Below are 26,803 nucleotides of genomic sequence, written 5' to 3' on the forward strand. Positions count from 1 at the left end.
AGGTTATACGTGGTTGCATATTTAGTGACCACTGTTTTCTTTTCCACCAGATCAAATAATGAGGGAAACGAGGCATGAAGAGACAAAAACGAGATCGCCTGGAACGGGCACATCAGCGTGGATATCAGGCCGGCATTACCGGTAGATCGAAAGAAATGTGTCCCTACCAGACCTTGAATCAGAGGTCCCATTGGCTAGGAGGTTGGCGAGAAGCCATGGAGGACAGGGTGCAAACTGCCTGACTGTCTCTTTAAAAAAGAAGCCTTCGCATTGCGAAGGCTTCGCCTTTTGTACTTGAGGATAAGTACGGAAGGTAAATCAGAACGCGGAAGTATCCTGGAACAGACCGACTTTCAGGTCAGTTGCAGAGTAGATCAGACGACCATCTACCAGCACTTCGCCATCCGCCAGGCCCATGATCAGGCGACGGTTTACGATGCGTTTGAAGTGGATACGATAGGTGACTTTTTTCGCCGTCGGCAGAATCTGACCGGTAAATTTCACTTCGCCTACGCCCAGCGCACGGCCTTTCCCTTCGCCGCCCAGCCAGCCCAGATAGAAGCCAACCAGTTGCCACATTGCGTCCAGACCCAGACAGCCAGGCATTACCGGGTCGCCAATGAAGTGACAACCGAAGAACCACAGGTCTGGGTTGATGTCGAGCTCAGCTTCAACGTAACCTTTGTCGTAGTTGCCGCCGGTTTCGGTCATCTTGACGACGCGGTCCATCATCAGCATGCTCGGCGCCGGCAGTTGCGGGCCTTTCGCGCCAAACAGTTCACCACGACCAGAGGCAAGAAGATCTTCTTTTGTATAGGATTCGCGTTTATCTACCATGTTTTCAGTAAGCCTTATTTTGAGTTCGGGACGCAGGATAGCTAACACGTGTAAGCTGAACAAGTCCGATCAGTTCGAATTTGATCCGCCTAACCAGCGTAGCGGCCATGGAAAACGATGGCGAGTCTCTTGTTGCATCGCCTGCGCAATCCGTTCCTGAATAGTTTGTCGTAGCGTTTGTCCTTCACCATCCCATTGCAGCTGGGTGAGAAGCGGCAGGGCTTCGGTAACGTCGTCAATGGCCCAGATAAAGAACTGTTCGTCAGCCACCGCCTGGCGAAGCTCCTGTGCCAGGCTCAGATGGCGGACGTTGGCAGACGGAATAATAACGCCTTGCTTGCCTGTTAATCCGCGCTGCTGGCAGATGGTGAAGAAACCTTCAATCTTTTCATTCAGTCCGCCGACCGGCTGGACGCGACCGAACTGATCGACCGAGCCGGTAATCGCAATACTCTGGTTGATCGGCACATTGGCCAGCGCGCTGATAAGCGCGCACAGCTCAGCCATTGAGGCGCTATCGCCATCCACTTCACTGTAGGACTGCTCGAAGGTTAGTGAAGCGCTAAATGGCAGCTGCTGTTCAAGTTCGAGCTCGGACATAATAAACGCCTGCATGATCATCATGCCTTTGGCATGAATATTACCGCCCAGTTCAGCTTTACGCTCAACGTCAATAAATTCGCCGTCGCCGATATGTACCACGCAGCTGATGCGCGAAGGTTCGCCAAAGGCGCGCGGGTGTCCTGGAAACTCGATTACCGACAGGGCATTGATTTGGCCGATGCATTCGCCTTCGGTATCAATCATGATCTGATCGAGAAGAATTTCATCGCGCATCCGCTCGGCAAGATAGCCTTCACGCCATTCACGGCGCTCAAGCATAGTTTGCATCTCCGCGCCGCTAATCAATTCGCCTTCGCAGAAGGCTGCCGCTTCACGCAGCTGACGGCCAATCCAGAGAGGGGAAAGCGGAAGCGTCTCCTGATCGCCGGTGTCGCGCACGCCTTCTGCAATCAGCAGCGGCCATGCGTCAGCCGCCGGCCCCGGCAGCGAAAGCTGACGAGCATGTTGCCAGACCCACTGGCACCAGAGTTTCAGGGTGTCGGCATCGGCTATCTGCAGGTTATCTTCATACTCGCTATAAATGGCCTGCGACGCGAGTTCCGGTTCCATCTCCTGAAAATCAGCCAGCGCATCACGCTCGCCGATCAGAATGATCCTCAGGTTCAGCGGCATGGAAGGAATGCTAACGGGAAGAGGGCGGGATTCATCAATGGACAACCAGTCAAAGCGCTGACGGGTCACCATGTTCTTCAGGCGCATCCACAGCAGCGGCTGGGCCAGTAGCGCACGCAGGGAGAGCAACAGGACGCCGCCGTTCGCGCGGTGCACCAGACCCGGCTGCAGCGAAATTTCTCCGTTAAACTGGCGTACGCAACCAAAGAGCTGTTCCGCTTCAATCCAGTCGGCGGATTCAACCGGACAGTTGCTGGCAAAATTGTCTTCCGCGCTTTGTGCCGGCGACATGGTTACGTTGCCGCCGTTGACCTGATAGCGTACACCGCATAGCGCTGTCGTGGACTGCTGCAGGCTGCGGGCGGCTTCGGCTACCCAATGCAGATATTCAGGTTCTTCCGGCGCCTTTACCAGCATAAATGATGAAATGGCTGGCGTGATCAGAAGTTGTTCCAGCGCATAAAATAAACGGGGTTGTAGATCGCCGGCGAGGGATGCCTCTGTCTCGGCGAGATTGACCTGGGTAAACAGCGCCTGATAACTTTCCGTATCAGGAGCGAGGTCGTTTCGGGTAAGTTTCGTAATGGTCAAAGTCGCTGTTTTTTAGTCAGATGTAAAACGAGCGATTATACCCGATACCGCGTCTGCGCACACGGAGGATTGCGTTTATCACGCTGATAATGGAATCGTCCACTTCACGAAAGATGATTTATTCTCAGCACATCCAGAAAAAACTGATATCCTGAAATGAGTTACACGGTCACATTGAGATCGCAATGAAATATCAACAACTGGAAAACCTTGAAAGCGGCTGGAAATGGAAATATCTGGTAAAGAAGCACCGGGAAGGTGAGTTGATTACCCGCTACATTGAAGCCAGCGCTGCGCAAGCCGCGGTCGATGTCTTGCTGACGCTCGAAAATGAACCTGTTCTGGTGAATACCTGGATCGATCAGCATATGAATCCGGAGCTCGCTAACCGGATGAAGCAGACTATTCGCGCACGACGCAAGCGTCATTTTAACGCCGAGCATCAGCATACGCGGAAAAAGTCCATCGATCTGGAGTTCGTTGTCTGGCAACGCCTGGCCGGGCTTGCGCAACGGCGAGGCAAGACATTATCAGAAACCATCGTACAGCTAATTGAAGACGCCGAGCATAAAGAAAAATATGCCAGCAAGATGTCGAGCCTGAAGCACGATCTGCAGGTGCTCTTAGGAAAAGAGTAAGTAGCGGCCAACGTTGCTTGAGATTTTCCTCTGAACTCAAAATCAGGCCAAAAAAAACCCCGCATCAGCGGGGTTTTTTTATCGTAGGAAACTTAAGCCTGCGGCTGAGTTACTACGTCTTTGTAACCTTTAACTTCGATCGCAACACGACGATCCGGAGCCAGGCAGTCGATCAGTGCAGCGCGAGCTTTCACGTTGTCACAGGTGTTGCCGGTAACCGGATCAGATTCGCCCATACCGCGAGCAGAGATCTTGTTAGCCGGGATGCCTTTAGCTACGAGGTAGTCAACAACGGACTGAGCACGTTTCTCAGACAGTTTCTGGTTGTACTGCTCGGAACCGATACGGTCGGTGTAACCCAGAACAACTGCAGAACCGTCTTTCGGGTCCATGTTGCTCAGCTGGGTGTACAGCTGATCCAGAGCCTGCTGACCTTCTGGTTTCAGAGTTGCTTTGTTGAAGTTGAACAGTACGTCAGACTTCAGGGTGAAGGTCTTGGTGGTGACTTCCGGAGCCGGAGCTGGAGCCGGAGCTACAACCGGTGCATTGTCTTCCTGACCGAAACGGTAGGAAACACCAACGCTCAGCATGCCGTTGTCCGGACGAACGCCTACAGTGCCAGCGTCGCCGATGTTGTTAACCCACTGGTATTCCAGACGGGTAGCGATGTCACGGGTCATTGCCCACTCAACGCCGCCAGCGAATACTGGGGAAACGCCGGTGTCGTGGTTGTCGCCAGCGATGCTGTTGCTGGAGTCAGCGCGCCATACCATGCCGCCCAGACGGGTGTAGATGTCCAGATCGTCAGTGATCGGGTAACCCAGTTTAGCGGTCAGCTGAACGCCCTGAGCTTTGAATGCGCCGTTAACGTTGTCGCCTTTGTAAGGCATACGGCCCAGCCAGTCGTAACCCATTTCGAAACCGAGGTACGGGTTAACCTGATAACCACCGAACGCACCAGCGCCCAGTTGGCTTTCGTGGGTCGGGCCATTGTTGTTCAGGTTGCTGTTGTACCAGCCGGTGTCATGGAACTGGGACCAACCCAGTTTACCACCTGCATACCAGGTGTTATCTTTCGGAGCGGCCTGCGCTACGGTAGCGAAGCCAGCCAGTGCCACTGCAATCGCGATAGCTGTCTTTTTCATTTTTTGCGCCTCATTATCATCCAAAATTCGCCATGAAGGTACATAAGACCTCACGGTTAAATCCTTCACCGGGGGCGTGACTCGTTGTTAACTATGCTGATACATGCAGCGTAAGCCGATCACCCCTGGCGATGTAAAGTCTACAACTTAGTTAGAAACTTACAAGTGTGAACTCGGTCAGGCATATGAAAAAAAAGGGTTGTATACACAATATTTAACAAATATGGTTAATTTGTGAACGCGGTGAAAAGTCGCAAAACCGCACCACACCGGGATCTCTGTGAAATTAACCACTTTGCGAGAATGGTTTTTGACGAGGCAAAAAAAATTCCAGGATTAATCCTAATTTCACTCAATGATATAAATTTGAGTGAATTTTTAGCCCACTTAATTGTCTCCCAGGCTGGCTTGTATTTCTCACCGGGCGCATGATAAAGCCCATCGCATGACCTTCTTCTGCGGCGAGCGCCAGACGTTCGTGTTCTTGTTCAGTAAGTTCATCCGTCAGCCAGCCAATAACCACGCTATAATTCCCGGTACGTAAAGCGCGAATCATCGATTCCAGAGTATTGCAGGGCGACATCTGGTTAATCTGCATCACTTTTGAAAGCGGAAGGCCGGACGACTGTACCCATTCTTTACTCAGCTTTTGCTGCGGGGTGAGCCACAGTTGCCAGCGCGACTGCTGGCCAAGCTGCTGTAATAAAGGTAGCAGTAAAAGCTGCGTCATCATGGGTTGATCTTCGCGATAGACGATTTCACTAATCAGCCCAGTGGCTGAATGTTCGACGACGCTGTGCGAAGGGCGACGTACTGAAGCCGAAGTCAGTGGTGAACGATTTGCGTGAGCTGAAGTAAACATAGTCTATCTCGCCTGTGGGTTACTGTATGCATATACAGTATATCTGCCAGGGGGCGTCGTCAACCTCATTTTCCCATTTTTGCATATATTTTATGCACTCTACCCGGCTATGAATTATCGCTGCGGCGACTTATTTATATGAATTCACTGTCTCTATGCTGAACCCGCAGGCGACATTTTCCTCCGTTAATCTTTACTTCACGGCTGCCGGGCGTGTCCTCGATGGGGCCGATATGCTGTTCATCAATTAACATTGCTTAAGTATTCAGCGAGTCTCTGTAACACAATTTGCAGAATAACTTTTTCCTGAAAGCGCCTCGCAAAACAGCGAGCTGATTGAGATGAAGCCAAAATTCATCTTGCTGCACAAAACGAACTCACTTATTTTCTTCAATAACGGATCCGTTAATAAAATTACTTTTATGTGCATGATTACCAAAGGAATGATCATGAAGAAAATTTCAAAATTACGGTTCCTCCAGTTTCAGGAGTGCCTTTCCCCCTTAGGTAAAATCAGTAGCCGGCCTTTATTCGGCGGGTATAGTCTGGCGATTGAAAATACCGTATTCGCCATGGTGGCTGAGGGCGAAATCTATCTTAGGGTTTGCGAACAAAGCGCCTCTTATCGGGTTGAACATCACAGCCCGATGCTGATGATGCGCAAGAATGGCCGGCCAGTGGCCTTAAAGTATTACCGGATAGATGAAGCACTATGGCAGGACAGTAAAATGCTGTTTCACCTATCGCAGCTGTCATTGCATTCGGCGCGAAGCGAAAAGCAGCATCAGCGTGATGCCGGCAGACTAAAGAATTTGCCTAATATCAGCTTCCATATGGAGTTGATGTTGATCCATGCCGGAATAACCGATGTGAAAATGCTGCGTACACTCGGGGCGGAAAAGAGCTGGTTAAAATTGAGAGAGCATAATAAAGGAATATCAATCAATGTCCTTGAGTCCCTGGCGGGCGCGATTGCCGGCATTCATTCCGCCGCGCTCCCGGCGCAGCGGCGCCAGGAGCTACGGGAGTGGGCTAATACACAAGGATACAGCGTGGAGGATTATTCCGGTTGACCAGCAATCCGGCGCTGCAGACGACATATTTCCGGCAGCAGTGCGAGCAGTAGCCCAATCTGCTGCAGGACCAATGGTTCTTTACTGTCGGCTCGCGGCTCCAGATGTTGAATTCGCGATTGCAGGTTGCTGAGCGCCTGCTGAACACGCTGTTCGTCTGCGGGAGAATGATGCAGCGCATCATCGACGTAGCAGACGGCATCATCGAGTAACGCCAGTATTTCCGGAGTCGTCAGTTTTTCCCTGTGCGCCCCCAACGCGGAAATATAGCTGGTAAAGGTATGGTTAAGACACAACAGGCGGAATGCCGTTTCACGCATCGTGGTGTCGGCTTTAGGCTCTGTGGATAAATTTGATACCACTGATGCCAGTTCGCTATCCCGGTTATGTGCGTTACGCCGGGCAACGCGATACTCAAGACGGTTATCGCGCCCCTGATGATACTGCTCGAGAATAGCGTCAAGATAACGGCAGTTAGCGTTGATGGCCTGATCCAGTACGCGAGGTAAGTTACGGAAGTTCCAGTCAGGCCAGATAAAGGTCACTGCCGCCCAGGCGATGGCGCAGCCGATCAGCGTATCAAGGATACGCGGTAAAGCGACTTCGAATCCTTCACCTAACAGGTTAAAGCACAGCAGTACCAGCAGCGTGATAAACATAGTGGCGTGCGCATACTGCACGTTGCGAAAAGCGAAAAACAGCACGCCGGTTAGTACAATGAGCAGCAGCTGGCCTTCAACCGAGGGAACCAGCAGCAGCACCGGTAGGCCGATCGCGACGCCAATCAATGTACCGATGATCCTTAACGCCAGACGATGCCGGGTCGCGTTATAGTTCGGCTGACAAACAAACAGGCTGGTAAGCAGAATCCAGTAACCGTGGTTGAGGCCGGTAAACTGAATGAACGCATAGCCCGCGCACAGCACCAGTGACATTCGCACCGCGTGGCGGAAAAGCGCCGATTCCGGCGTCATATTGCTGCGCAGTCGTAACCAGATATCGCTAAACCCGCTAGGGCGATCGTCGGCAAGCAGATTTTCGGGATGGTTGCTGGCCAGCACGCTGGTCTGCACCGATTCGATAGTTGCCAATTGCGCATCAATAGCGCGTAGGTTATTGAGCAGAAAACCCAGCGCTTTGACCTGATCTTGCGGCGCGCCGCTGGCGCGGACGCGATCCAGCGCCGCGTCCAGATGCATAAAGGCGCGTTCAAAGTGCGCATCATGCTGATACGGGATGCGTAAGAGAATGGCGCGGGAAAGTTTTTGACAGGCCTGCGCCTGCATTGACAACATCCGTTGGAAACGGAACATCACATCGCTGTAGCGGAAATGGTCGCGAAGCGTCTGATACTGAATATGTGATGAGCTGGCACGCTCATGAATGTCCTGGGCGACGAAATAATACTGAAGGGTGCGACGAGTGCCGCGTTGCCCGCGGTCGCCGCGCAGGCGTGTCAGTAAAGACGCTTTCGTCTGGTTAAGCATCGCAACCAGCTTGCCGTTAGCGAGCGCCAGATCGTACAACGGGGCCTGACTTTCATCTTCGATATCCGGATCGAACAGTCGGGATTTAAGTTCAAGGTATTGGGCCAGCTGTTCATAGCTGCGCGCAAGGTTATCCTGCAGTGGGCGGATGGGAAAAATAAGATGCCCTGCGAGCGTCAATACGTTGTACCAGATGGCGCCAGCCAGCAAAAAGAGCGGCTGCAGGTACCAACTGTTATACAGAGTGACCCCTAACATGGTGTAGATAGCGATCAGTAAGGCGCCGAAAGCAATGGTGGCATAGCGTTGACCCAGCCCGCCGAGCAGGATAAAACCCGTCGTGGACAGGGTTAACCCAATAGCAAACAGCCACGGCCATGGAAACAGTAACTCCACCGACGCGGAGGCAATAAAGAAGCAGACCAGCGTAATAGCGAGATTACGTAACCGCCCGGTAAGGCGATCGTCGAGGTCGGTCAACGCCGCGGCAACCACCCCAAGCGTTAACGGGATGGTGAGTTTGACTTCGCCAATCCACCACGGCGCAACCGTGGTGCCACAAAGCGCAATAAATATCCTGGCGTTATATAGCCAGGCGCTATTCCATGTATAACGGCGGAGCAGGGGGCTTAACATAACAGTGTTCCGTACAATTACTGAAAGCGACGGCGGGCGTTGGCTTCGCGCGCGGCGCGAGCCGTTTCAACGGAGACCACGCGGCGTCCTACCGGCCAAAGTGCAATGGCGGCAATTTTAAAATTGGCGATCCCCACGGGGATACCAATGATGGTCAGGCACTGCGCAATACCGCTGAAAATATGCATCAGGCACAGCCACCAACCGAAGAACATGAACCACAAAATATTCAAAATAGTGCCGCCCGCGTTCAGTAAACTGTTTTTTGCTTCAGGTTCCAGTTCATCAACATGAATTGCTTCATTACCGTAGGGGAACAGCGATAGTCTGGTGATTTCCCAACATGAACGCGTCAGCGGTAACGTGAAGATCAAAATAATACTGACCAGCGTCGCCAGTAGCCAACCGAGCGTGGTGGCGAAACCGCCAAGAACAAAGTTCAAAATATTCAGAATGGTACGCATAAACCCTCTGGTTAACCCTGTGGATAATAAGACCCGGCAATTGTAACGTTTTTTTGCGCTGGAGCACCTGCTCGCGGGCGGTTAAACTTAAAAACATTCAAACTGATTGAAATTTGGCGATATATGGAACTTAAAGCGACAACATTGGGCAAACGCATGGCACAGCATCCTTATGATCGGGTGCAGTTGCTTAATGCCGGGGTAAAAGTCTCAGGCGATCGTCATGAGTATCTTATACCTTTCAATCAGTTATTGTCAGTTCAATGTAAGCGTGGCCTGGTGTGGGGTGAACTGGAATTCGTGCTGCCGGAAAGCAAAGTTGTGCGTTTGCATGGTACCGAATGGACTGAGACGCAGCATTTCTTTCATCATCTCAATAATCTCTGGCAGCAGTGGAGCGCGGAGATGAGTGAAATTGCCGCGGACCTGCTGCGCCAGCAGTTAAGTGAAATTGAACGAGCCAGCGCTGAAGGTAAGTGGTTGACGCGTCAGCAGGTCGCGGACGTGCAGGATAAAATCCGCCGGGCCTTAACCGGGTTGCCTTTCCCTGAAAGCCGTCTGGATGAATTCGATAATTGCCGCGAACTGTGGCGCCAGTGTCAATGCTGGCTTAGCGATATCGACGAGGCTCGCCTGGCGCATAATCAAGCCTATACCGAAGCCATGCTGGAACAGTATCGCGGTTTCTTCGATAAGATTGAGTCTTCGCCGCTCAACCCGGCGCAGGCGCGGGCGGTAGTTAACGGCGAGCGTTCGCTGCTGGTTCTTGCCGGCGCCGGTAGCGGCAAAACGTCGGTACTGGTCGCTCGTGCCGGGTGGTTATTAAATCGCGGCGAAGCAGCGGCGGATCAGATCCTCCTACTGGCCTTTGGCCGTCAGGCGGCTCAGGAAATGGATGAACGTATTCAGGAGCGGTTGGGAACTGACGAGATTGCCGCGCGAACGTTCCATTCACTGGCGTTACATATTATTCAGCAGGGCAGCAAGAAAGTGCCGGCGATCAGTAAGCTGGAAAACGATACAGCCGCCCGGCAAAAGCTATTGTTGAAGGCCTGGCAGCAGCAGTGTCAGGAGAAAAAAGCGCAGGCCAAAGGCTGGCGTCAGTGGCTGGTAGATGAGATGGAGTGGCAGATTGACGAAGGCGATTTCTGGCAGGATCGCGCGCTGCTGCGCCGCCTGGCCGGCCGCCTTGACCGCTGGGTTAGTTTAATGCGCATGCACGGCGGCTCGCAGGCGGAGATGATCGCCAGCGCCCCTGAAGAAGTCAGCGATCTTTTTAATAAGCGTGTGAAACTGATGGCCCCGCTGCTGAAAGCCTGGAAAGCAGCGTTGAAAGAGGAAAATGCCGTTGATTTCTCCGGGCTTATACACCAGGCGGTCAACATACTGGATAAAGGCCGTTTTGTGAGCCCCTGGAAACATATTCTGGTTGATGAGTTTCAGGATATCTCTCCACAGCGTGCTGAATTGCTGGCGGCGCTGCGCCGGCAAAATAAACAGACCTCGTTATTTGCCGTGGGTGACGATTGGCAGGCGATTTATCGCTTCAGCGGCGCGCAGCTCTCTTTAACCACGGCGTTTAACCACTACTTTGGCGAAGGAGATTGCTGCGCGCTGGATACCACCTATCGATTTAACGGTCGTATCGGCGAGATTGCTAATGGTTTTATTCAGCAAAACCCGCATCAGTTGGCTAAGCCGCTGAATAGCCTGACCGCTGGTGATAAGAAAGCGGTGACACTGCTGCCCGACGATAAACTCGACGATCTGCTCGACAAGTTGAGCGGCTACGTTAAACCCGAGCAGCGGATTTTGCTGCTGGCGCGCTATCACCATCTGAAGCCCGCCGCGCTGGAAAAGGCCGCAACGCGTTGGCCGCATCTACAGCTAGATTTTATGACAATTCACGCCAGCAAAGGCCAGCAGGCTGACTTTGTTATTGTGTTGGGCCTGCAGGAGGGGGATGACGCCTTCCCGGCGCCGGCAAGAGAGTCGGTAATGGAACAAGCGTTGTTGCCACAGCCGGAAGATTTCCCGGATGCTGAAGAGCGTCGGCTACTGTATGTGGCGATAACCCGCGCTCGCCTGCGGGTCTGGCTGCTGTTCAATAAAGAACGGCCTTCGTCATTTGTTGAGATACTGCAGGAACTGGGCGTGCCGGTAGCGCGAAAGCCCTGATCGTCGGCGGCCATCAGGCCGCCGTGGGGATTACTTCAGGCGCTCGGCAAGGTAGCGTTGGTAATCAGGGATTAAAATTTCAATCGGTTGATTAAAGTCCGGCGACTGGATAATAAAGTCAGCGGTGGCGGCATTCGTGGCTACCGGGATATTCCACACCGTCGCCAGACGCAGGAGCGCTTTGACGTCAGGATCGTGAGGTACCGCATTGAGAGGATCCCAGAAGAAGATCAGTACATCAATTTTCCCTTCCGAAATCAGCGCGCCCACCTGCTGGTCGCCGCCCATCGGTCCGCTCAGCATCGCTTTCACTTCCAGCCCGGTGGCGCGTGAGACCAGGTTGCCGGTGGTCCCGGTTGCATAGAGCTGGTGCTGAGCCAGTAGCGCCTGGTGACGTTCGACCCATTTCATCAGCAGATCTTTGCAGTGATCGTGTGCTACCAGCGCGATATGTTTGCGTGCGGGTAAGGTGCGTGTTGTCAGTTCCATAATTGGGTTCCACTTATATTAACCTGCAGACAGAGTACTGGAAGTGACTGATGCTGCAAGCGTCGGAAAGAAAAATTTTGCCGTATCTGTGAGTTAGGCTTGATGGCTGGTTTACATGGATTAGCTTACACTAGGGCTAAAGCGCAGGAGGATTATGATGAAAGAGAACGATATTGCTAGCATTCTGACCACCACCCGGACGATTGCGCTGGTAGGCGCCAGCGACAAACCCGATCGCCCGAGCTATCGGGTAATGAAATATCTGCTGGAACAGGGCTACCACGTCATTCCGGTTTCACCGAAGGTCGCAGGTAAAACCCTACTTGGTCAACAAGGCTACGCAACCCTGGCGGAAGTTCCGGAAAAAGTCGATATGGTTGATGTGTTCCGCAACTCTGAAGCGGCGTGGGGTGTGGCGCAAGAAGCGGTGGCCATCGGGGCGAAGACGTTGTGGATGCAGCTCGGCGTGATTAACGAGCAGGCTGCCGTCATGGCGCGTGAAGCTGGACTAAATGTGGTGATGGACCGTTGTCCGGCTATTGAAATTCCCCGACTAGGGCTAGCGAAGTAAAATAAAACCCCGCATTTGCGGGGTTTTTAACAGAAACATCGCGGTGAAGGCCAGTCAGTTACGCAGACGCGGCGCCTGCAACTGCTTACGGATAGTCTGCGCCAGTTCGTCCATCGACGGCTGTTCGGGATGTTCATCGCTGGCTTCACTGCTGAGCTGCGCTTCCGCGAGGTAGGTGTGGACCGGCTGGCCGTCCTCATCTTCCATCACAACATGATACCAGGGGGCCGCGCGCAGTTCATCGTTGGCGCCGATTTCATCCGCGGCGGGCTCGTCAAGCGAATACTCTGGATCGATATCAACGATTACGCCAAGGTAGCCGAGTAGCGTATGGCGAACCTGTTGGCCGATACCGAATTTGCTGGCAATCATAGTCACCTCCCGGGAAACGCTGGCGCCCACTGTATCCATCATCTTCAAATGTTCTTGAGTCATGAGAATAATGTGTGGGCGATGTTCCGCTTTTCAAGTTACATGACGCGACAGGCAAACCCTTTCAGATACAGTCCTTCCGGGTAGGTTGCAATCACCGGGTGATCGGCAGCCTGACGGAACTGCTCTATAAATTGTACATCACGCCCGGCATCTATTGCGGCGTCGGCGATGATTTTCTGAAATAAATCGGTGGTCATCAGGCCGGAACAGGAGAAAGTCAGCAGTACGCCGCCTGGGTTCAACAGCTGGATCGCCAGCATATTAATGTCTTTATAACCGCGGCAGGCGCCCATCAGTTGGCTTTTGTTTTCGACGAATTTCGGCGGATCCATGACGATGACGTCGAATTTTTCCCCCTGATCGCGATATTTACGCAGCAGTTTGAACACGTCGTCGCGTACGAATTCGGCTTTCGACAGATCCAGCTTATTGAGCTCAACGTTCTGTCTGGCGACATCCAGCGCCTCTTGTGAGGTATCAACGCTGGTGACCTGGCGGCAGCCGCCCATCAGCGCAGAAACCGCGAATCCGCCGGTATAAGAGAAGCAGTTGAGGACGCGCTTATCGGCGACGTAGCGGCGGGTCGCCAGACGGCTATCGCGCTGATCGAGATAGTAGCCGGTTTTATGGCCGCCCTGAATATCTACCAGCAGCTGCATACCGTGTTCGGTAATGGGCAGTAGCGCTGGCGGCAGTTCGCCTACCACCGGGCCTTGCGCCAGGTCCAATCCTTCTTTTTTACGTACCGCCACATCGCTGCGATCGTAGATCGAGCATTGCGGGAACAGGGTCTGCAGAGCGCTGACGATGGCCGCACGCTGATATTCCGCGCCGGCGCTCAACAGCTGCAGGACGAAGAAATCGCCAAAGCGATCGATTGTCACGCCTGGCAGGCCGTCGGATTCCCCGGCGATTAAACGATAGCTGTCAAGACCATCGCGTTCGGCCAGCCATTGACGCCAGGTTTGCGCCTGCTGCAGGCGACGCTCGAAAAAAGCATTATCGATAGCTTCATGACGATCGAAACTCCAGACGCGGGCGCGGATCTGCGAGGAGGGCGAATAGGCGCCGCGAGCAAGCCATTTCCCCTGCGAATCAACGATATCGATCGTCTCGCCGGAGCGAGCTTTACCTTCCATCCGGGCGACGGCGCCGGAGAAAATCCATGGATGGCGACGCAGCAGGGATTTCTCGCGTCCTTTGGCTAATACTAAGCGGGGGATAATGGAATCTGTCATGGAGCTACCTTTAAGCGACGGAGTGTCGGCACCGAAAAATGGCGCGTAGATTAGCATAACTGGCAGGGGCAAGCACCATTCCTGCCGCCGCCGGGCGGATGTTTTAGCGTCAGGCAAAAGTGAGTATGCTGGTGGGAATTTGCTATTCTCTGCATCAGGATAGCGCAGTTGAGGGGGTAATAATGGCGAAGGTATGCACGATGGCGTGGGTTCACGGAGTCGTCCAGGGCGTGGGATTCCGCTATTCAACGCAGCGTGAAGCGCTGCAGCTGGGGCTGACCGGTTATGCGCGAAATCTGGATGATGGCAGCGTAGAAGTGCTGGCCTGCGGGGAAGCGGAGCAGGTGGAAAAACTGATTGCCTGGCTTAAGGCCGGCGGGCCGCGTAGCGCAAGGGTCGACAGGGTGTTAACCGAGCCCCATCAACCCACCAGAGAGTGGCAAAAATTCGCTATTCTCTATTAAATGCACTTTACAGGCTTCGGCAGGCCGGCGATTTTCGTCGCCTGCTTGGCCGGCCCTTTGGGGAATAACCGGTACAGATAGCGGCTGTTGCCTTTCTCTTCACCGAATTTATTCGCCATGGCTTTGACCAGCATACGGATGGCTGGCGAAGTGTTGAACTCCAGATAAAAATCGCGCACGAAGCGCACTACTTCCCAGTGTTCGACGGACAGGCTGATCCCTTCCTGAGCGGCGATAACCTCCGCCATCGCTTCACTCCACTGAGTCGTCTCTTTCAGATAGCCTTCGCTATCGGTCTCTATTTCACTGCCTTCAAAGATAAACATGATTTTTCACATAATGCGGAAACTGCGCGCAGTGTAGCAAAAAATAAGGCCCCGCATAAGCGAGGCCTGGTGTTGCAGGAGAGAAGGTTAGTCTCTGCTGGCGAAGCCGAGGATGCTGAGCAGGCTGACAAAGATGTTGTACAGCGAAACATACAGGCTAACGGTGGCGCGAATGTAGTTGGTCTCGCCGCCGCGGATGATGTTGCTGGTTTCAAACAAAATCGCGCCGGAAGAGATAAGGATGAACACCGCGCTGATGGCCAGATGTAGAGCCGGCAGCTGCAGGAAGATGTTCGCCACCATACCAATCAGAACGACCACCACGCCCGCCATCAGCATGCCGCCGAGGAAGGACATGTCTTTGCGCGTCGTCAACACGTAAGCCGAGCAGCAGAAGAAGACCAGGGCGGTGCCGCCCAACGCCAGGCCGATCAAATCGCCCATGCCTGCGGACAGGTAAGCGTTCAGCATTGGCCCCAGAATGTAGCCGAGGAAGCCGGTAAAGGCGAAGGCCGCCAGAATACCGCTTGGCTTATTAGCCAGTTTGTAGGTCAGGAACATCAGACCATACATACCCACCAGGGTGAGGATAAGGCCCGGAGACGGCAGCATCAGCACGGTACTGGCGGTGGCGGTGATCGCCGAAAACGCCAGCGTCAGGCTGAGCAGAAAATAGGTGTTACGCAGAACTTTGTGCGTGCTGAGCAGCGATGAACGGTCACGCGATGAGGTAATTATACGATCCATGAGTCACTCTCTTATGACAGATGTAATTAGTTATGAAGCATAAGAAAAGCGAGCCGAAAGCCATAATGCTTTTACCCATCTTTACTCAGATCCCGGTGTCGGTGGGGTAGCGTTTTATTCTGGTAAAACAGATTAATGCAGTATGTTTATGCGTTCAGCGGCGGAAAGCAGATCTGAATCTTATAGGTCACTGAAAAATATTGCCTTATTGCCAGTCAGCGACTAAGTGTGGAAGGGGTATCAACGAAGCATAAAGGCAAGGGAAATGAAACGACAACAATATAACCACATCACACACGCATTACTGGTTTTGGGTTTACTCGGCAGCGCGGCCACGGCAATGGCCGCCCAGGTCCCGCAGGGTACCGAACTTGCAGCAAAACAGGAGCTTGTCAGGAACAACGGTAATGAACCCGCTTCGCTCGACCCGCATAAGGTCGAAAGCGACGTCGAGTTTAATATCATTAGCGATCTGTTCGAAGGACTGGTAAGCGTTTCGCCGCAGGGCGAGATTCAGCCTCGGCTGGCGCTGAAGTGGGAGAATAAAGATAACCTCATCTGGACTTTCCATCTGCGTCCGGGGATTACCTGGTCCGATGGTTCAGCGATTACCGCGCAGGATATCGTCTGGAGCTGGCAGCGGCTGGTCACACCGACCACCGCTTCGCCGTACGCCAGCTATCCGGGCAATATGCATATCGTTAACGCACGCGATATCTCGGAGGGGAAACAGCCGCCGGAAACTCTCGGCGTAAAAGCGCTGGACGATACCACGCTGCAGGTCACGTTAAACCAGCCTAACGCCGCCTTCCTCGCAATGCTTGCTCACCCGTCGCTGGTGCCTATTGATAAGGTGCTGGTGGAGCGTTTTGGGGATAAATGGACTAAACCGGAACATATTGTCACCAGCGGCCCTTACACGCTGTCGAAGTGGGTCGTCAACGAGCGCATCGTGGCGCAACGCAATCCTAAGTACTGGGATAATGAACATACGGTAATCAATAAAGTGACCTATCTGCCGATTACTTCCGAAGCGGCGGATGTGAATCGTTATAAAGCCGGTGAGATAGATATTGTTTATACGGTGCCGGTGAACCAGTTTGCGTTACTCAAGAAAACGATGGGCTCACAGTTGAACGTTGCGCCACAGCTGGCGACCTACTATTACGAACTCAATACCACTAAACCACCCTTTAATGACCCCCGAGTGCGCCGGGCGCTCAACATGGGACTGGATAAAGATATCATCGCCGATAAAGTGATGGGGCAGGGACAACGTCCGGCATGGCTGATTAGCCAGCCCGATATCGGCGGCGTCACGCTGAAACAACCGGATTACGCCAGCTGGCCGCGCGACAAACGCATTGCCGAGGCAAAAAAACTGCTTAACGAGGCGGGCTTTAATGAAAGCCATCCGCTGGTCTTTAATCTGCTGTATAACACCTCGGAGACGCACCAGCGCATTGCTATCGCCGCCAGTTCGATGTGGAAGAAAAATCTCGGCGTAGAGGCGAAGCTGCAGAACCAGGAGTGGAAGACCATGCTGGATACCATGCATACGCATAATTTTGATGCCGTACGTTATGCCTGGATCGCCGATTATGACGATGCGGCGTCATTCCTGAATAACTTCCGCACCGGCGACAGCGAAAACACCAGCCAGTACAGTAACCCGGCCTATGATAAGGCGCTGCATGATGCGGCGAAGGCGGCGGATACTGCCGCGCGTGGCAAATTCTATCAGCAGGCGGAGGATCTGTTGGCTGAGGATGTGCCCGCGATTCCGGTTTATCACTATGTGCGTACCCATTTAGTGAAGCCGTGGGTCGGCGGCTTCGAGCCGGATAAGCTGGGTTACTACTACACCAAAGATATGTACATCATAAAACATTGAGTCAAAGGGCGCTCTTGACGCCGAATTTCTGTGCAAACTGCCTGAAATTCAGACGAATAACACAGATTTGTTTGTTTTTAAGGCAGTTGAACAAAATGATGCTTTACAGCATCGGCAGAGGTGTTTATAGTGCGCCCCATACCGGAAGCGTGGCCGAGCGGTTGAAGGCACCGGTCTTGAAAACCGGCGACCCGAAAGGGTTCTAGAGTTCGAATCTCTACGCTTCCGCCAAATATGAAAAGGGGTTACCAAAAGGTAACCCCTTTTTGCTTTGGGCTCCTCCGGCACATCCCTGCTTCAACCTCCCTCGTCATTAATGAGTCTCCTCCTCCCAGTAGGGCGGCATCCTAATCTTTTCAACCATAAAGTCGATAAAGGCTCGGACTTTATGCGGTACTCTCCTGTTTTGCGGGTACAGCATCCAGATGGCGGTTTCGCCAGGGAACATACTAAATTCCCACTCCGGGAATACCCGTTGAATGAGCCCTTGTTCTTCAGCCTGCTGCGATAGCCAGTTCGGTAAAATCGCAATCCCGGTGTGATTGACGCAGGCATAAAGCATGGCGGCGCTATCGCTAACGCTCAGTCGGTAGTGAATCGGGATGCGCTGCCATTCATCTTTTGAACCCATCTTACGGGTATACCAACCGGCGCCATGCAGGCGAGAAAACATCACGATATTGATCTGCTGATGGTCGACGCCCGGCGTGGCAGAAGGGCGGTTTTCCGCAATCCACTGCGGGCTGGCCCAGGCTGAACGCGTCTGAGATGCCAGTTTACGGGCATGAATCGAGGAGTCAGGCAAAATGCCGATGCGAATACTCAGGTCGATGCGCGCTTCAATCAGATCCTGCACTTCATCGTTAAAACTAATATCCAGCGAAATGTTGGGGTGCAGGCGAAGAAATTCATCAACAAAAGGCATCACGTGCAGACGGCCGAAGGTACTGGGTACGCTTAACCGCAGCAGGCCGGAAGGTTGTTTATCCAGTGCGGAAGTTAACTGACGGGTTTCCTCCCATTGTAATAACAGTTGTTGGGCGTGCGAGTAAAAAAATGCCCCGGTTTCGGTTAATGCTAATCCACGGGTTGAGCGGTTAAACAACGTCACCTGTAAATACTCTTCCAGCTCGGAAATATGGCGAGAGACTGTGGATACTTCAATATTTAAGGCTTTGGCGGCGGCGCTGAAACTTTTATAGTCAGCGGCGCTAACGAATGTTCTGATTGCGGATAAATGGTTCATCTGCTCTACGTCTCTTTGATGATGAATGTTTCTCAGCAACCTGTTCTGGTGTAGTCAACTACGATAGCGGTCCTGATAACTCAGCTTATCACTTTGTTTTCTCCATTATTCCCGGCAATATCTATGGATAATAATTTCAGGGCATAAAAAAGGCTCCCCTGAGCGCGGGAAGCCGGAAAATTGATAGTGATATTTTATTTTGCGCTGACGCGCCAGACGGTATTACCGACATCGTCGGCAATAATTAACGCCCCTTCATTATCCTGCGCGAGTCCGACCGGCGCGCCGTACAGCTCTTTCTCATCGCGAGAGACAAAGCCGGTGATCACGCTCTGTGGTTTACCGACCGGTTTGCCGTCTTTAAAAGCGACGAAGCTGACTTTATAACCATTCAGCGGCGAACGGTCCCAACTGCCATGCTCGCTGATAAACACGCCGCCCTGATAGGTTTGCGGCAACATGTTTCCGGTATAAAACAGCATTCCCAGCGGCGCAACGTGGGAGCTCAGGGCATAATCCGGTTTGATCGCTTTGGCGACCATGTCCGGGCGCGGCGGCTGTACGCGGCGGTCAACGTGCTGTCCGAAATAGCTCCACGGCCAGCCATAAAACCCGCCATCCTGCACCGAAGTTAAATAATCGGGCACCAGGTCGGCGCCGATCTCATCGCGCTCATTGGCAATGGCCCAAAGCTTGCCCGTCTGCGGTTCCCAACCGAGTCCGGTAGGATTCCTGATACCGCTGGCGAAGATACGGCTTGCGCCGGTTGCCGTATCAACCTCCAGAACCGTGGCGCGACGATATTCAATATCCAGTCCATTCTCAGTAATATTACTGTTCGAGCCGACGCCCACATACAGCTTCTTACCATCCGGGCTTGCCAGTAACGCTTTGGTCCAGTGGTGATTGACGGTGCTGGGCAGGTCAGCCAGCTCGCTCCCCGCATCGCTGATATGTGTCGCCCCCGGCTGGTAGTGATAACGCATGATGTTGCCGGTATTGGCGACGTAAAGATCATCGCCAATCAGTTGTACGCCGAAAGGCGAGTGCAGGTGTTCAAGGAAAATATGTTTCTCCCAGCCGCTGGCGTTTTTACGCAATAGCGTAATGCGATTCCCGCCTTTTCCACCTTTGCCTGACTGATTTTTCACTATCCCGGCAATCAGCTGTTTCGGCGTAGTTAACGGTTCCTCGCCAGGACCGTTGCTTTCAACGACCAGAATATCGTCGTTTGGCAGGACATAGACCATTCTGGGATGCAGGAATCCATCGGCTATTTTTTCTATTTTCAGCCCCTGGGCAACCGCCGGTTGTCCATCTCTCTTCCAGCCCACGCCGCGGGGAACCTGCATCGGCGGCATCAGGAAATCCTGGGCCTTCGGCATTACGGGATCGGGCCCTACCTGCTGATCCGGGCTGAGTTTCGCTTTCTCATCGCATCCTGACAGCGCCAGCGCTGTGGCGAGCATAACGGGCAGGGGGAGTAATACTTTATTCATGGCGAATCCCCTTATTATTAGCCAGGCAAGTGGAGCTGATAATATTGGCGACAAGCAGACAGATAACGGTAATCGATGAATAGATTACGTTCTGCGGCGCAATCGCCCAGGCGTCGCGGCTATGAACAAAACAGTTTACCAACGCGGCAATAATAGCGATAAGGTTTAGCCAGAAATCAATTTTTGCCGCCGGGCGTCGAGGAGTAAAAAACCAGACCTGCGCCAGATTAATCAACCGCGGAATGATGGCAAAAATAAGACCAAGGGCAATAAGCCAACTAGCGCTTTTTCCCCACATCACGTTAGTGCTGTAGAGATAAATAATATCGAAGATGAGACCGGCGATAAAAAAGCCGTAAGGCACCGGATTGAGTAGATTATATATGACCATCGCAAGGCTATTACCTCGGTCATGAGAGCGTTCACTCATTGTCAATTCCTTGTCAGGGGGAATAAGGTAGGATGAAAATAATGCTGACGTTCAAGCCGGAATAATGAATACCGCTTAGCAGATAAAATTATACATATTGTTAACAATTTCAGTATGCCAATCGCGGGAAATCTGTTTTGCGCAAATGGTCATACTGGCTACGGTAAGATTGTTGCAGAAGGAAGGCGGCGGGCCAGATTCTGGCCGCACCGTTGTAAGCTTAACTTTCTATTCGGGCAGCCAACTCCCGGGCTATTTCGGCGAAAATCCGCGCCGCAGCTTTTGGCCGGGTGCCTTTGCGCTGCATTAACACCGCGGTTCTCTCAAGCGCGGCTTCTTTAAGCAATCGGGTTGTCAGGCCGGTACGCTGGGCGGCGACATTCAGCGGCAGAATGGTCACTAATTGGGTTCGCTGGATGATATCGAGGATGGCGTTGATCGAATGCATTTCAATGGTCACCTGCGGGTGAAAACCGGCTTGCTGTAAGCAGTGGTCAATTTGCAACCGGGTGGCGAAATGGTGATTAAGCAGAATAAACTCCTCCGCGGCGAGCTGGCTCAAGGTTAGGGATTCTTCGCGGGCCAGCGGGTGATGGTCCGCGACAACCAACGCCAGCACCTCCTGTAGCAATGGGGTGGAAACGATGTCCAGCGCAATTCCCCCGGCAAAGGCAATGCCAATATCCAGCTCATTTTCCAGCAGCAGGCCCTCCATTTTCTCCTGCGGCATCTCCTGAATATCCAGCGTGATATGCGGATAACGCGCATGAAATTCCGCCACTAAGGGCACCACGAAATAGGAAGTAAAAGTGGGCGTCACGGCAATACGTAGAGAACCGCGGCTGAGGTCTGCGACATCATGAATGGCGCGTTGACCCTCATCCAGCAGCTGAAATGCCTGACGGGCATACTGCAAAAACACTTCTCCCGCGTCCGTTAGATGAATATGCCGGCCGCTACGGTCAAAAAGCTGCGCATCCAGGCTCTCTTCTAACATCCTGATTTGCTGTGAGAGCGCCGGTTGTGAAATATGCAGGGCTTCCGCCGCACGGGTAAAACCCTGATGTTCGGCAACGGCGAGGAAATATCTAACGTAGCGAATATTCACACTTACAATCCATAAGTTTTTTGGATGAGTTTGATTATAAACAAGACTTTTATTTTATGCCACGCGGCGCGTAACCTCCCTGACATTCCACAGCGAGGTAGACATTATCATGAAAGAAATCATTGACGGTTTTCTTAAATTTCAACGTGATGCATTTCCTGAGCGCGCTGAACTGTTTAAAAGTTTAGCCTCCCGGCAGAGCCCCAGTACGCTGTTTATTTCCTGTTCCGATAGCCGAATGGTTCCTGAACTGGTTACCCAGCGTGAACCCGGCGATCTGTTTGTCATCCGTAATGCCGGCAATATTGTCCCTTCTTACGGTCCGGAGCCCGGCGGCGTGTCGGCCTCGGTGGAGTATGCCGTTGCTGTCCTGAAGGTCACGGATATTGTGATTTGCGGTCACTCCGATTGCGGGGCGATGACGGCGATTGCGCAGTGTAGCTGTCTGGATCATGTCCCCGCCGTCAAGCACTGGTTGCAATATGCGGATTCGGCAAAAGTGGTGAACGATGCCCGCGAGCATCGCGATCCGCAGGCCAAAATCGCGGCGATGGTGCATGAAAATGTCATTGCCCAACTGGCGAATATTCAAACCCATCCTGCGGTACGCCTGGCGCTTGATGAAGGACGTCTGTCGCTACATGGCTGGGTATATGACATTGAAACAGGGGATATTGCCGCTTATGACGGCAATGCCAGAGCTTTTATTTCGCTGGCCGGTCATCCGGATACCCGAGCGGTGCCGGTTTACGGTCAGTCATTTCATTTCACTACGATATAACGAGGTCACACCATGATTCAGTCACAAGTTAGCCGCGAAGTTCGTCTGGAGTTAGCGAATAAAATTTTGCTGATTAAAGCCAAAAAGGATCTCTCCTTTGCACAACTGGTTGAAGGCACCGGTTTATCAGAAGCCTTCGTGACGGCCGCGCTATTGGGTCAGCATCCGCTGCCTGCCGAAGTCGCGAAAATGGTAGGAGCGAAACTGGAACTTAACGATGATGATATTTTACTGCTGCAAACGATCCCCGTCAGAGGCTCCATTGAGGACCGCGTGCCGACGGATCCGACGATGTATCGCTTCTATGAAATGCTGCAGGTCTACGACACTACGCTGAAAGCGCTCATTCATGAAAAATTCGGCGACGGGATCATCAGCGCGATTAATTTTAAGCTGGATGTGAAAAAAGTCAGCGATCCGGAAGGCGGACATCGTGCGGTGATTACTTTCGATGGAAAGTATCTGCCAACGAAACCTTTCTGATGACAATTAACCGTTAACAGTACGGGCCTGAACCACGATCCAGGCCCGTTATTATCTGGCTGGCTGATAACGCATTTGCAGCGTGGCGGGCAGATAGCGCTGTAGCGGCTGTGGCATTTTACCGTCGATCAGCTGACTGATGAGATCGTAGCAGTGCCAGGCCAACTGGCGGTTATCCTGCTGGATGGTGTCGATGCGCAGCGATAGCGAATCATACAGATAGTGGTCATCGAAGCTGGCTAAATGGATCCCGGAATCCAGCAGGTTATGCTGGCTCATATAACGTAGCACCCCTTCCAGCAAGCCGCAGGCGGCAGTAAACAGCGCCTTCGGCGGCCGCCCGAGACGGGCGCACAGCGCGGCAAACATCTCATAGCCTGAGCTTGGGTGATAGTTGCCGTTGATGATCCATTCCGGGCGTAACTCAACCCCTGCCTGGGCTAATCCCTGACTAAATCCGGCCAGCCGATCGCGCGAGGGCGAGAGCCGGGGCTGCCCGCCGAGAAACCAGAACTCATCCGCGTGTTGCCCGGCGATACGGGCGATAAGTTCCGCCGTCGGCGCCAGTGAATCGGTCATCACCAGCGGCAGCGCGCTGTCGTTTGGATTACGGTCGAACAGTACCACCGGCAGCTGCTCGCTGAGCTTCAGATAGTCGGCGTCGCTATGCATGCAAGAGGCGACAATTAAACCATCGACCTGACGGGCAATCATATTATTGACCACCATGCTCTCCTGACCGGGATTCTCATCGGTGCAAGAGATAAGCAGCTGTACGCCGGCTTCGCGGCACAGGGTTTCCAGCTCGTGAGAAAACACGGCAAAACCATAGTTGGTGATCTCGGGTACCACCAGACCAATGGTATGGCTGCGGCTATCGCGCAGTGAACGGGCGTGAATACTCGGCTGGTAGTGCTGTTCGCGGGCGATAGCCAGCACCCGTTCGCGCGTCTCCTGCGCCACGCGCAGCTCTTTACCGCGACCGTTCAAGACCAGGCTGGCGGTGGCTTTAGAGACGCCAGCCAGTTCGGCGATATCTTTAATGGTAATGCGTTTAGGTTTCATCACGAGCCAGGCGCCTGAAAGTAAAACGCTTATTCTACCATGCATGGCCGCAGCGGCCAGCAGCAGAATGCCCTCGGCGTCGCACCGCTGAATACCAGTTTTCCAGGATAATCCGCAAAGAAGCGGCTGCTCATCACCCCCACGCCATCGTTAATAAAGATTTCGACGCTGGAACGGTCGATGAGGATCTGCAGTTTACGCGCCGCGCCGCGCCAGTAACGGTAATCGACTGTATCGGCCACCAGGCTTCGTCGGGCCAGGCGTACGCCGCGGCTGTCCAGCGAAAGCTGCAGCGCGCCCGCGAAATCCAGCGTCAGCGCATCGTCTGGCGCAACCTCGAAGGCGAGTTCCATCGGCTGCAGCGCCAGCGGTTTGGTCTGCCAGCCTTGCGCCTCGCCGCGAAGCGCCGCCAGTTCGCGCACGGGATTTTGATACAGCGTGCCGTGGCGCCAGCTGAGTTCCCGCAGGCAGGTCATCTGATGGATCCAGCCGTGGGCCCGCGTAGGTTGCTGCATCTCTTCTCCGTCGGGAACCCCCATCCAGCCAACCAGCAGACGGCGACCATCCTCCGCCAGGGTGGTTTGCGGCGCATAGAATTCGAAGCCGCTATCCAGCTCTTCGACCGCGCCATGGCGCCAGGTGGCGGCGGTTTGATCGAAATGGCCCTGCATCCAGACTGCCGGATAGGTGTTCAGGAAGCGCTGTGCCTCACGCGGCAATCCCTGCGGGCAGCTCAGTAAAATATACCGATCGCCGAGCGGGAACAGATCCGGGCATTCCCACATATAGCCGGCGTCTTTCAAGCCGTTAAGTCCGCTACCGGCAATTTCGCCATGGCTACTCCACTGCATCAAATCAGCGGAGCTGAATAGCAGTACCTTGCCGCGGTCGGCCAGATCGCGCGCGCCCAGCACCATCAACCAGCGATCGCCATCGCGCCAGACTTTGGGATCGCGCACGTGGCCGCTATAGCCTGCTGGCAGCGCCAGCACCGGGCCCTGTTTGCGAAAAGTGCCGTCGGGATTTTGCGTCGCCAGACACTGCCAGGCGGTACGGCTGCCATCGTTAAATTTCACATTACCGGTGTAGCACAGCGTCAGGATGCCGTTGTTATCTACCGCGCTGCCGGAGTAACAACCGTTACGGTCGTACTCCTCCTCTGGCAGCAGGGCAATCGGTTCGTGCCGCCAGTGCAGCAGATCCGGAGAACTCCAGTGTCCCCAGCCCTTATAGCGGTGATCGCAGGCGAGGGGATTCCACTGATAAAACAGATGATAACGACCATTGAAGTGGATAAAACCGTTCGGATCGTTCAGTAGCCCGCATACCGGCGCCAGATGCCACTGCGGATAGTGCTTATCCCGCAGCGCGTGCGGCTGGTGGTTCATGACGGCCTGCAGGACCAACGGTAACAAAGAAGGCTGCGACATTATTCTGCATCCGTTTTGTATTTGAGCGTCAGCGAAACGATAAAGGCGACCACAAATGCGATAGCCAGCCCGATGAGGTAGTTAAGCAGGGAACTGGCCTGCACGATAGCCATTCCGGGGATGGCGGTCAGGCCGACGGCGGTCATATAGACGTGCATGGAGACGACCCAGGCGCCGCCTGCCGCGCCGCCAATCAACGCGGCGATAAAGGGCTTAACGTAGCGCAGGTTGATGCCGAATATCGCCGCTTCGGTGATGCCCAGCATCGCCGAAAAGGCGGACGGGAGGGCAATGGCTTTCACTTTCGCATCTTTGGTTTTAAACCACACCGCCAGACAGGCGCCGCCCTGGGCAATATTAGCCATCGCCCAGATAGGCAGCAGGAAATTGACGCCGATCGACGGGTTACCGAGCAGCCCGGCTTCGATGGCATGGAAGCTGTGGTGGATACCGGTGATGACGATCACCGAATACAGTCCACCGAATAGCAGCCCTGCCAGCCAACCAGCATGAGCAATAAGCGTGCTGAGAATAAAGGAGATGCCGTCGCCGAGGGCACGACCGGCCGGGCCGATTATCAGCAGGGCGATAAAACCGGAGATAATAACCGTCAGGAACGGCGTGAGGATCAGATCCAGCGCGTCGGGAATCAGGCGTCGCAGTTGCTTCTCAAGCAGGCTCATAAACCACACCGCCAGTAGCACCGGGAATACCGTCCCCTGATAACCGATCATCGCCACCTCGAGGCCGAAGAAATTCATGGTATGGAATCCCGAAGCCACTCCCCAGGCGTTGGTCAGCGCCGGGTGGGTAAGAATACCGCCGAGGGTTGCGCCAAGATAAGGGTTACCGCCGAATTCACGCGCGGCGGTAAACCCGATCAGGATTGGCAGGATAATAAAAGCGGCCGAACTACACATATCGAGGATCAGGTAGATGGCGTTGCCCGGATCGACCCAGCCGTAGGTTTTCACCATCCCCAGCAGTCCCATCAGCAGGCCGGAGGCGACGATAGCCGGGATAATGGGCACAAAGATGTTCGACAGCAGGCGGGCGATACGCTGGAACGGATTCAGTTTTTTCGCCGCCAAATCTGCGGCTTCGGATTTGCTCGACTCGCTAATACCGGCAGCCTGAATAAAAGCGGCATACACTTTATTGACCACGCCGGTACCGAAGATGATTTGCATCTGACCGGCGTTGCGAAAGCAGCCTTTTACCCCCTCAACTTTACCGATGGCCTGCTGGTCGGCGAGCGCGTCATCGACCAGTACCAGACGCAAGCGGGTGGCGCAGTGCGCGGCGCTGGCGATATTTTCTTTGCCGCCGAGCAGCGGCAGCAGAGCGCGAGAAATCTGTTGAAAATCCATAGTACCCTCTACAAAGTCTGTCATCATCATGGGCTATTGGGGGCCTGGAATGCCCCTAATGGCCGCTTTGCTAATTTTGC

The 26,803-nt window shown here is 53.6% G+C and carries 27 protein-coding genes and 1 tRNA gene; 10 read left to right on the forward strand and 18 right to left on the reverse strand.

What is annotated here, in order from left to right; genetic code table 11:
* The first annotated feature begins 74 nt into the window (after positions 1 to 74).
* Entirely contained in the window at positions 75 to 242 is a 168-nt protein-coding gene (rmf, locus tag ABLU80_RS01110) for a ribosome modulation factor (RefSeq protein ID WP_015704906.1), read from the forward strand.
* Positions 243 to 318: 76 nt separating this feature from the next.
* Here rmf and fabA read toward each other — a convergent pair whose 3' ends face one another.
* Both fabA and ABLU80_RS01120 read right to left on the reverse strand, forming a co-directional pair.
* Positions 319 to 837 carry a bifunctional 3-hydroxydecanoyl-ACP dehydratase/trans-2-decenoyl-ACP isomerase gene (fabA, locus tag ABLU80_RS01115; protein ID WP_015704907.1) on the reverse strand — a complete coding sequence of 173 codons (519 nt, stop codon included), beginning with the start codon at positions 835 to 837 and terminating at the stop codon, positions 319 to 321.
* Positions 838 to 906: 69 nt separating this feature from the next.
* Positions 907 to 2,664 carry a Lon protease family protein gene (locus tag ABLU80_RS01120; RefSeq protein ID WP_308953137.1) on the reverse strand — a complete coding sequence of 586 codons (1,758 nt, stop codon included), beginning with the start codon at positions 2,662 to 2,664 and terminating at the stop codon, positions 907 to 909.
* Between the two features lie 185 nt (positions 2,665 to 2,849).
* Between ABLU80_RS01120 and matP the strand changes: the two genes are divergently transcribed.
* Positions 2,850 to 3,302 (forward strand): macrodomain Ter protein MatP, encoded by a 453-nt coding sequence (gene matP / locus ABLU80_RS01125; protein WP_015367432.1) that lies wholly within the window; start codon positions 2,850 to 2,852, stop codon positions 3,300 to 3,302.
* Between the two features lie 92 nt (positions 3,303 to 3,394).
* Here the strand turns inward: matP and ompA are convergent, their stop codons facing one another.
* Positions 3,395 to 4,447 carry a porin OmpA gene (ompA, locus tag ABLU80_RS01130; protein WP_026612358.1) on the reverse strand — a complete coding sequence of 351 codons (1,053 nt, stop codon included), beginning with the start codon at positions 4,445 to 4,447 and terminating at the stop codon, positions 3,395 to 3,397.
* 352 nt (positions 4,448 to 4,799) lie between these two features.
* Positions 4,800 to 5,309, reverse strand: a complete 510-nt coding sequence (gene sulA / locus ABLU80_RS01135) for an SOS-induced cell division inhibitor SulA (RefSeq protein WP_020079240.1) — start codon at positions 5,307 to 5,309, stop codon at positions 4,800 to 4,802.
* A 449-nt stretch (positions 5,310 to 5,758) separates the two neighbouring features.
* Between sulA and ABLU80_RS01140 the strand changes: the two genes are divergently transcribed.
* Positions 5,759 to 6,382 (forward strand): TfoX/Sxy family DNA transformation protein, encoded by a 624-nt coding sequence (locus ABLU80_RS01140; RefSeq protein WP_046883543.1) that lies wholly within the window; start codon positions 5,759 to 5,761, stop codon positions 6,380 to 6,382.
* Here ABLU80_RS01140 and yccS read toward each other — a convergent pair.
* Both yccS and ABLU80_RS01150 read right to left on the reverse strand, forming a co-directional pair.
* Positions 6,370 to 8,505, reverse strand: coding sequence for a YccS family putative transporter (gene yccS / locus ABLU80_RS01145; RefSeq protein ID WP_020079239.1), 2,136 nt, complete (start codon positions 8,503 to 8,505; stop codon positions 6,370 to 6,372). The two genes, ABLU80_RS01140 and yccS, sit on opposite strands and share 13 nt — an antisense overlap.
* Positions 8,506 to 8,522: 17 nt before the next feature.
* A complete protein-coding gene (locus ABLU80_RS01150; protein WP_020079238.1) occupies positions 8,523 to 8,969 on the reverse strand; it encodes a YccF domain-containing protein in 447 nt (148 codons plus the stop codon).
* A 123-nt stretch (positions 8,970 to 9,092) separates the two neighbouring features.
* Here ABLU80_RS01150 and helD point away from each other — a divergent pair, with 123 nt between their 5' ends.
* Positions 9,093 to 11,147: a DNA helicase IV gene (helD, locus tag ABLU80_RS01155; protein WP_213759807.1), complete on the forward strand. Its 2,055-nt coding sequence runs from the start codon at positions 9,093 to 9,095 to the stop codon at positions 11,145 to 11,147.
* A 30-nt stretch (positions 11,148 to 11,177) separates the two neighbouring features.
* On the opposite strand, the gene mgsA is transcribed toward helD, so the two are convergent.
* A complete protein-coding gene (mgsA, locus tag ABLU80_RS01160; RefSeq protein ID WP_015367424.1) occupies positions 11,178 to 11,636 on the reverse strand; it encodes a methylglyoxal synthase in 459 nt (152 codons plus the stop codon).
* A 157-nt stretch (positions 11,637 to 11,793) separates the two neighbouring features.
* Between mgsA and ABLU80_RS01165 the strand changes: the two genes are divergently transcribed.
* Positions 11,794 to 12,207: a CoA-binding protein gene (locus tag ABLU80_RS01165; RefSeq protein ID WP_015704912.1), complete on the forward strand. Its 414-nt coding sequence runs from the start codon at positions 11,794 to 11,796 to the stop codon at positions 12,205 to 12,207.
* Positions 12,208 to 12,261: 54 nt separating this feature from the next.
* Here ABLU80_RS01165 and hspQ read toward each other — a convergent pair whose 3' ends face one another.
* Positions 12,262 to 12,579, reverse strand: a complete 318-nt coding sequence (hspQ, locus tag ABLU80_RS01170; RefSeq protein ID WP_015367415.1) for a heat shock protein HspQ — start codon at positions 12,577 to 12,579, stop codon at positions 12,262 to 12,264.
* A gap of 98 nt (positions 12,580 to 12,677) precedes the next feature.
* Positions 12,678 to 13,880: a 23S rRNA (cytosine(1962)-C(5))-methyltransferase RlmI gene (rlmI, locus tag ABLU80_RS01175; RefSeq protein WP_015367414.1), complete on the reverse strand. Its 1,203-nt coding sequence runs from the start codon at positions 13,878 to 13,880 to the stop codon at positions 12,678 to 12,680.
* 182 nt (positions 13,881 to 14,062) lie between these two features.
* On the opposite strand from rlmI, the gene yccX reads away from it, so the two are divergent.
* Positions 14,063 to 14,344, forward strand: coding sequence for an acylphosphatase (gene yccX / locus ABLU80_RS01180; protein ID WP_015704915.1), 282 nt, complete (start codon positions 14,063 to 14,065; stop codon positions 14,342 to 14,344).
* On the opposite strand, the gene tusE is transcribed toward yccX, so the two are convergent.
* Both tusE and yccA read right to left on the reverse strand, forming a co-directional pair.
* Complete coding sequence (gene tusE, locus ABLU80_RS01185) at positions 14,341 to 14,670, reverse strand: sulfurtransferase TusE (RefSeq protein ID WP_015367412.1); 330 nt, start codon at positions 14,668 to 14,670, stop codon at positions 14,341 to 14,343. The genes yccX and tusE overlap by 4 nt on opposite strands.
* 87 nt (positions 14,671 to 14,757) lie before the next feature.
* The gene (yccA, locus tag ABLU80_RS01190; RefSeq protein WP_015704916.1) at positions 14,758 to 15,417 is read right to left on the reverse strand and encodes an FtsH protease modulator YccA; all 660 of its coding nucleotides are present in this window, start codon (positions 15,415 to 15,417) and stop codon (positions 14,758 to 14,760) included.
* Positions 15,418 to 15,682: 265 nt separating this feature from the next.
* Here yccA and ABLU80_RS01195 point away from each other — a divergent pair, with 265 nt between their 5' ends.
* Together ABLU80_RS01195 and ABLU80_RS01200 are read left to right on the forward strand one after the other, a co-directional pair.
* Positions 15,683 to 17,311 (forward strand): ABC transporter substrate-binding protein, encoded by a 1,629-nt coding sequence (locus ABLU80_RS01195; protein WP_020079232.1) that lies wholly within the window; start codon positions 15,683 to 15,685, stop codon positions 17,309 to 17,311.
* A 143-nt stretch (positions 17,312 to 17,454) separates the two neighbouring features.
* Positions 17,455 to 17,542 (forward strand) — tRNA-Ser (locus tag ABLU80_RS01200).
* A gap of 82 nt (positions 17,543 to 17,624) precedes the next feature.
* Here ABLU80_RS01200 and ABLU80_RS01205 read toward each other — a convergent pair.
* From ABLU80_RS01205 to cynR, 4 genes are all read right to left on the reverse strand, one after another.
* A complete protein-coding gene (locus ABLU80_RS01205) occupies positions 17,625 to 18,557 on the reverse strand; it encodes a LysR substrate-binding domain-containing protein (RefSeq protein WP_348849599.1) in 933 nt (310 codons plus the stop codon).
* A 194-nt stretch (positions 18,558 to 18,751) separates the two neighbouring features.
* Positions 18,752 to 20,056 (reverse strand): sorbosone dehydrogenase family protein, encoded by a 1,305-nt coding sequence (locus tag ABLU80_RS01210; protein WP_045365482.1) that lies wholly within the window; start codon positions 20,054 to 20,056, stop codon positions 18,752 to 18,754.
* Positions 20,049 to 20,486 carry a DUF2231 domain-containing protein gene (locus ABLU80_RS01215; protein WP_045397745.1) on the reverse strand — a complete coding sequence of 146 codons (438 nt, stop codon included), beginning with the start codon at positions 20,484 to 20,486 and terminating at the stop codon, positions 20,049 to 20,051. The genes ABLU80_RS01210 and ABLU80_RS01215 overlap by 8 nt, the downstream gene beginning before the upstream one ends.
* A 220-nt stretch (positions 20,487 to 20,706) precedes the next feature.
* Complete coding sequence (gene cynR, locus ABLU80_RS01220) at positions 20,707 to 21,594, reverse strand: transcriptional regulator CynR (protein ID WP_348849600.1); 888 nt, start codon at positions 21,592 to 21,594, stop codon at positions 20,707 to 20,709.
* A gap of 109 nt (positions 21,595 to 21,703) precedes the next feature.
* On the opposite strand from cynR, the gene ABLU80_RS01225 reads away from it, so the two are divergent.
* Both ABLU80_RS01225 and cynS read left to right on the forward strand, forming a co-directional pair.
* Entirely contained in the window at positions 21,704 to 22,375 is a 672-nt protein-coding gene (locus ABLU80_RS01225; RefSeq protein ID WP_348849601.1) for a carbonic anhydrase, read from the forward strand.
* A gap of 12 nt (positions 22,376 to 22,387) precedes the next feature.
* A complete protein-coding gene (gene cynS, locus ABLU80_RS01230; RefSeq protein WP_015704922.1) occupies positions 22,388 to 22,858 on the forward strand; it encodes a cyanase in 471 nt (156 codons plus the stop codon).
* Positions 22,859 to 22,909: 51 nt separating this feature from the next.
* Here the strand turns inward: cynS and ABLU80_RS01235 are convergent, their stop codons facing one another.
* The 3 genes from ABLU80_RS01235 to ABLU80_RS01245 are packed head-to-tail and all read right to left on the reverse strand — an operon-like array spanning position 22,910 to position 26,723.
* Positions 22,910 to 23,923, reverse strand: a complete 1,014-nt coding sequence (locus tag ABLU80_RS01235) for a LacI family DNA-binding transcriptional regulator (protein ID WP_015367353.1) — start codon at positions 23,921 to 23,923, stop codon at positions 22,910 to 22,912.
* Between the two features lie 29 nt (positions 23,924 to 23,952).
* Positions 23,953 to 25,353, reverse strand: coding sequence for a sucrose-6-phosphate hydrolase (locus ABLU80_RS01240; RefSeq protein ID WP_348849602.1), 1,401 nt, complete (start codon positions 25,351 to 25,353; stop codon positions 23,953 to 23,955).
* Complete coding sequence (locus ABLU80_RS01245; RefSeq protein ID WP_032714185.1) at positions 25,353 to 26,723, reverse strand: sucrose-specific PTS transporter subunit IIBC; 1,371 nt, start codon at positions 26,721 to 26,723, stop codon at positions 25,353 to 25,355. Before ABLU80_RS01245 ends, ABLU80_RS01240 begins: the two co-directional genes overlap by 1 nt.
* Positions 26,724 to 26,803: the final 80 nt, after the last annotated feature.

This window comes from Klebsiella sp. CN_Kp104 (genome assembly GCF_040064515.1).
Lineage (GTDB): Bacteria > Pseudomonadota > Gammaproteobacteria > Enterobacterales > Enterobacteriaceae > Klebsiella > Klebsiella aerogenes.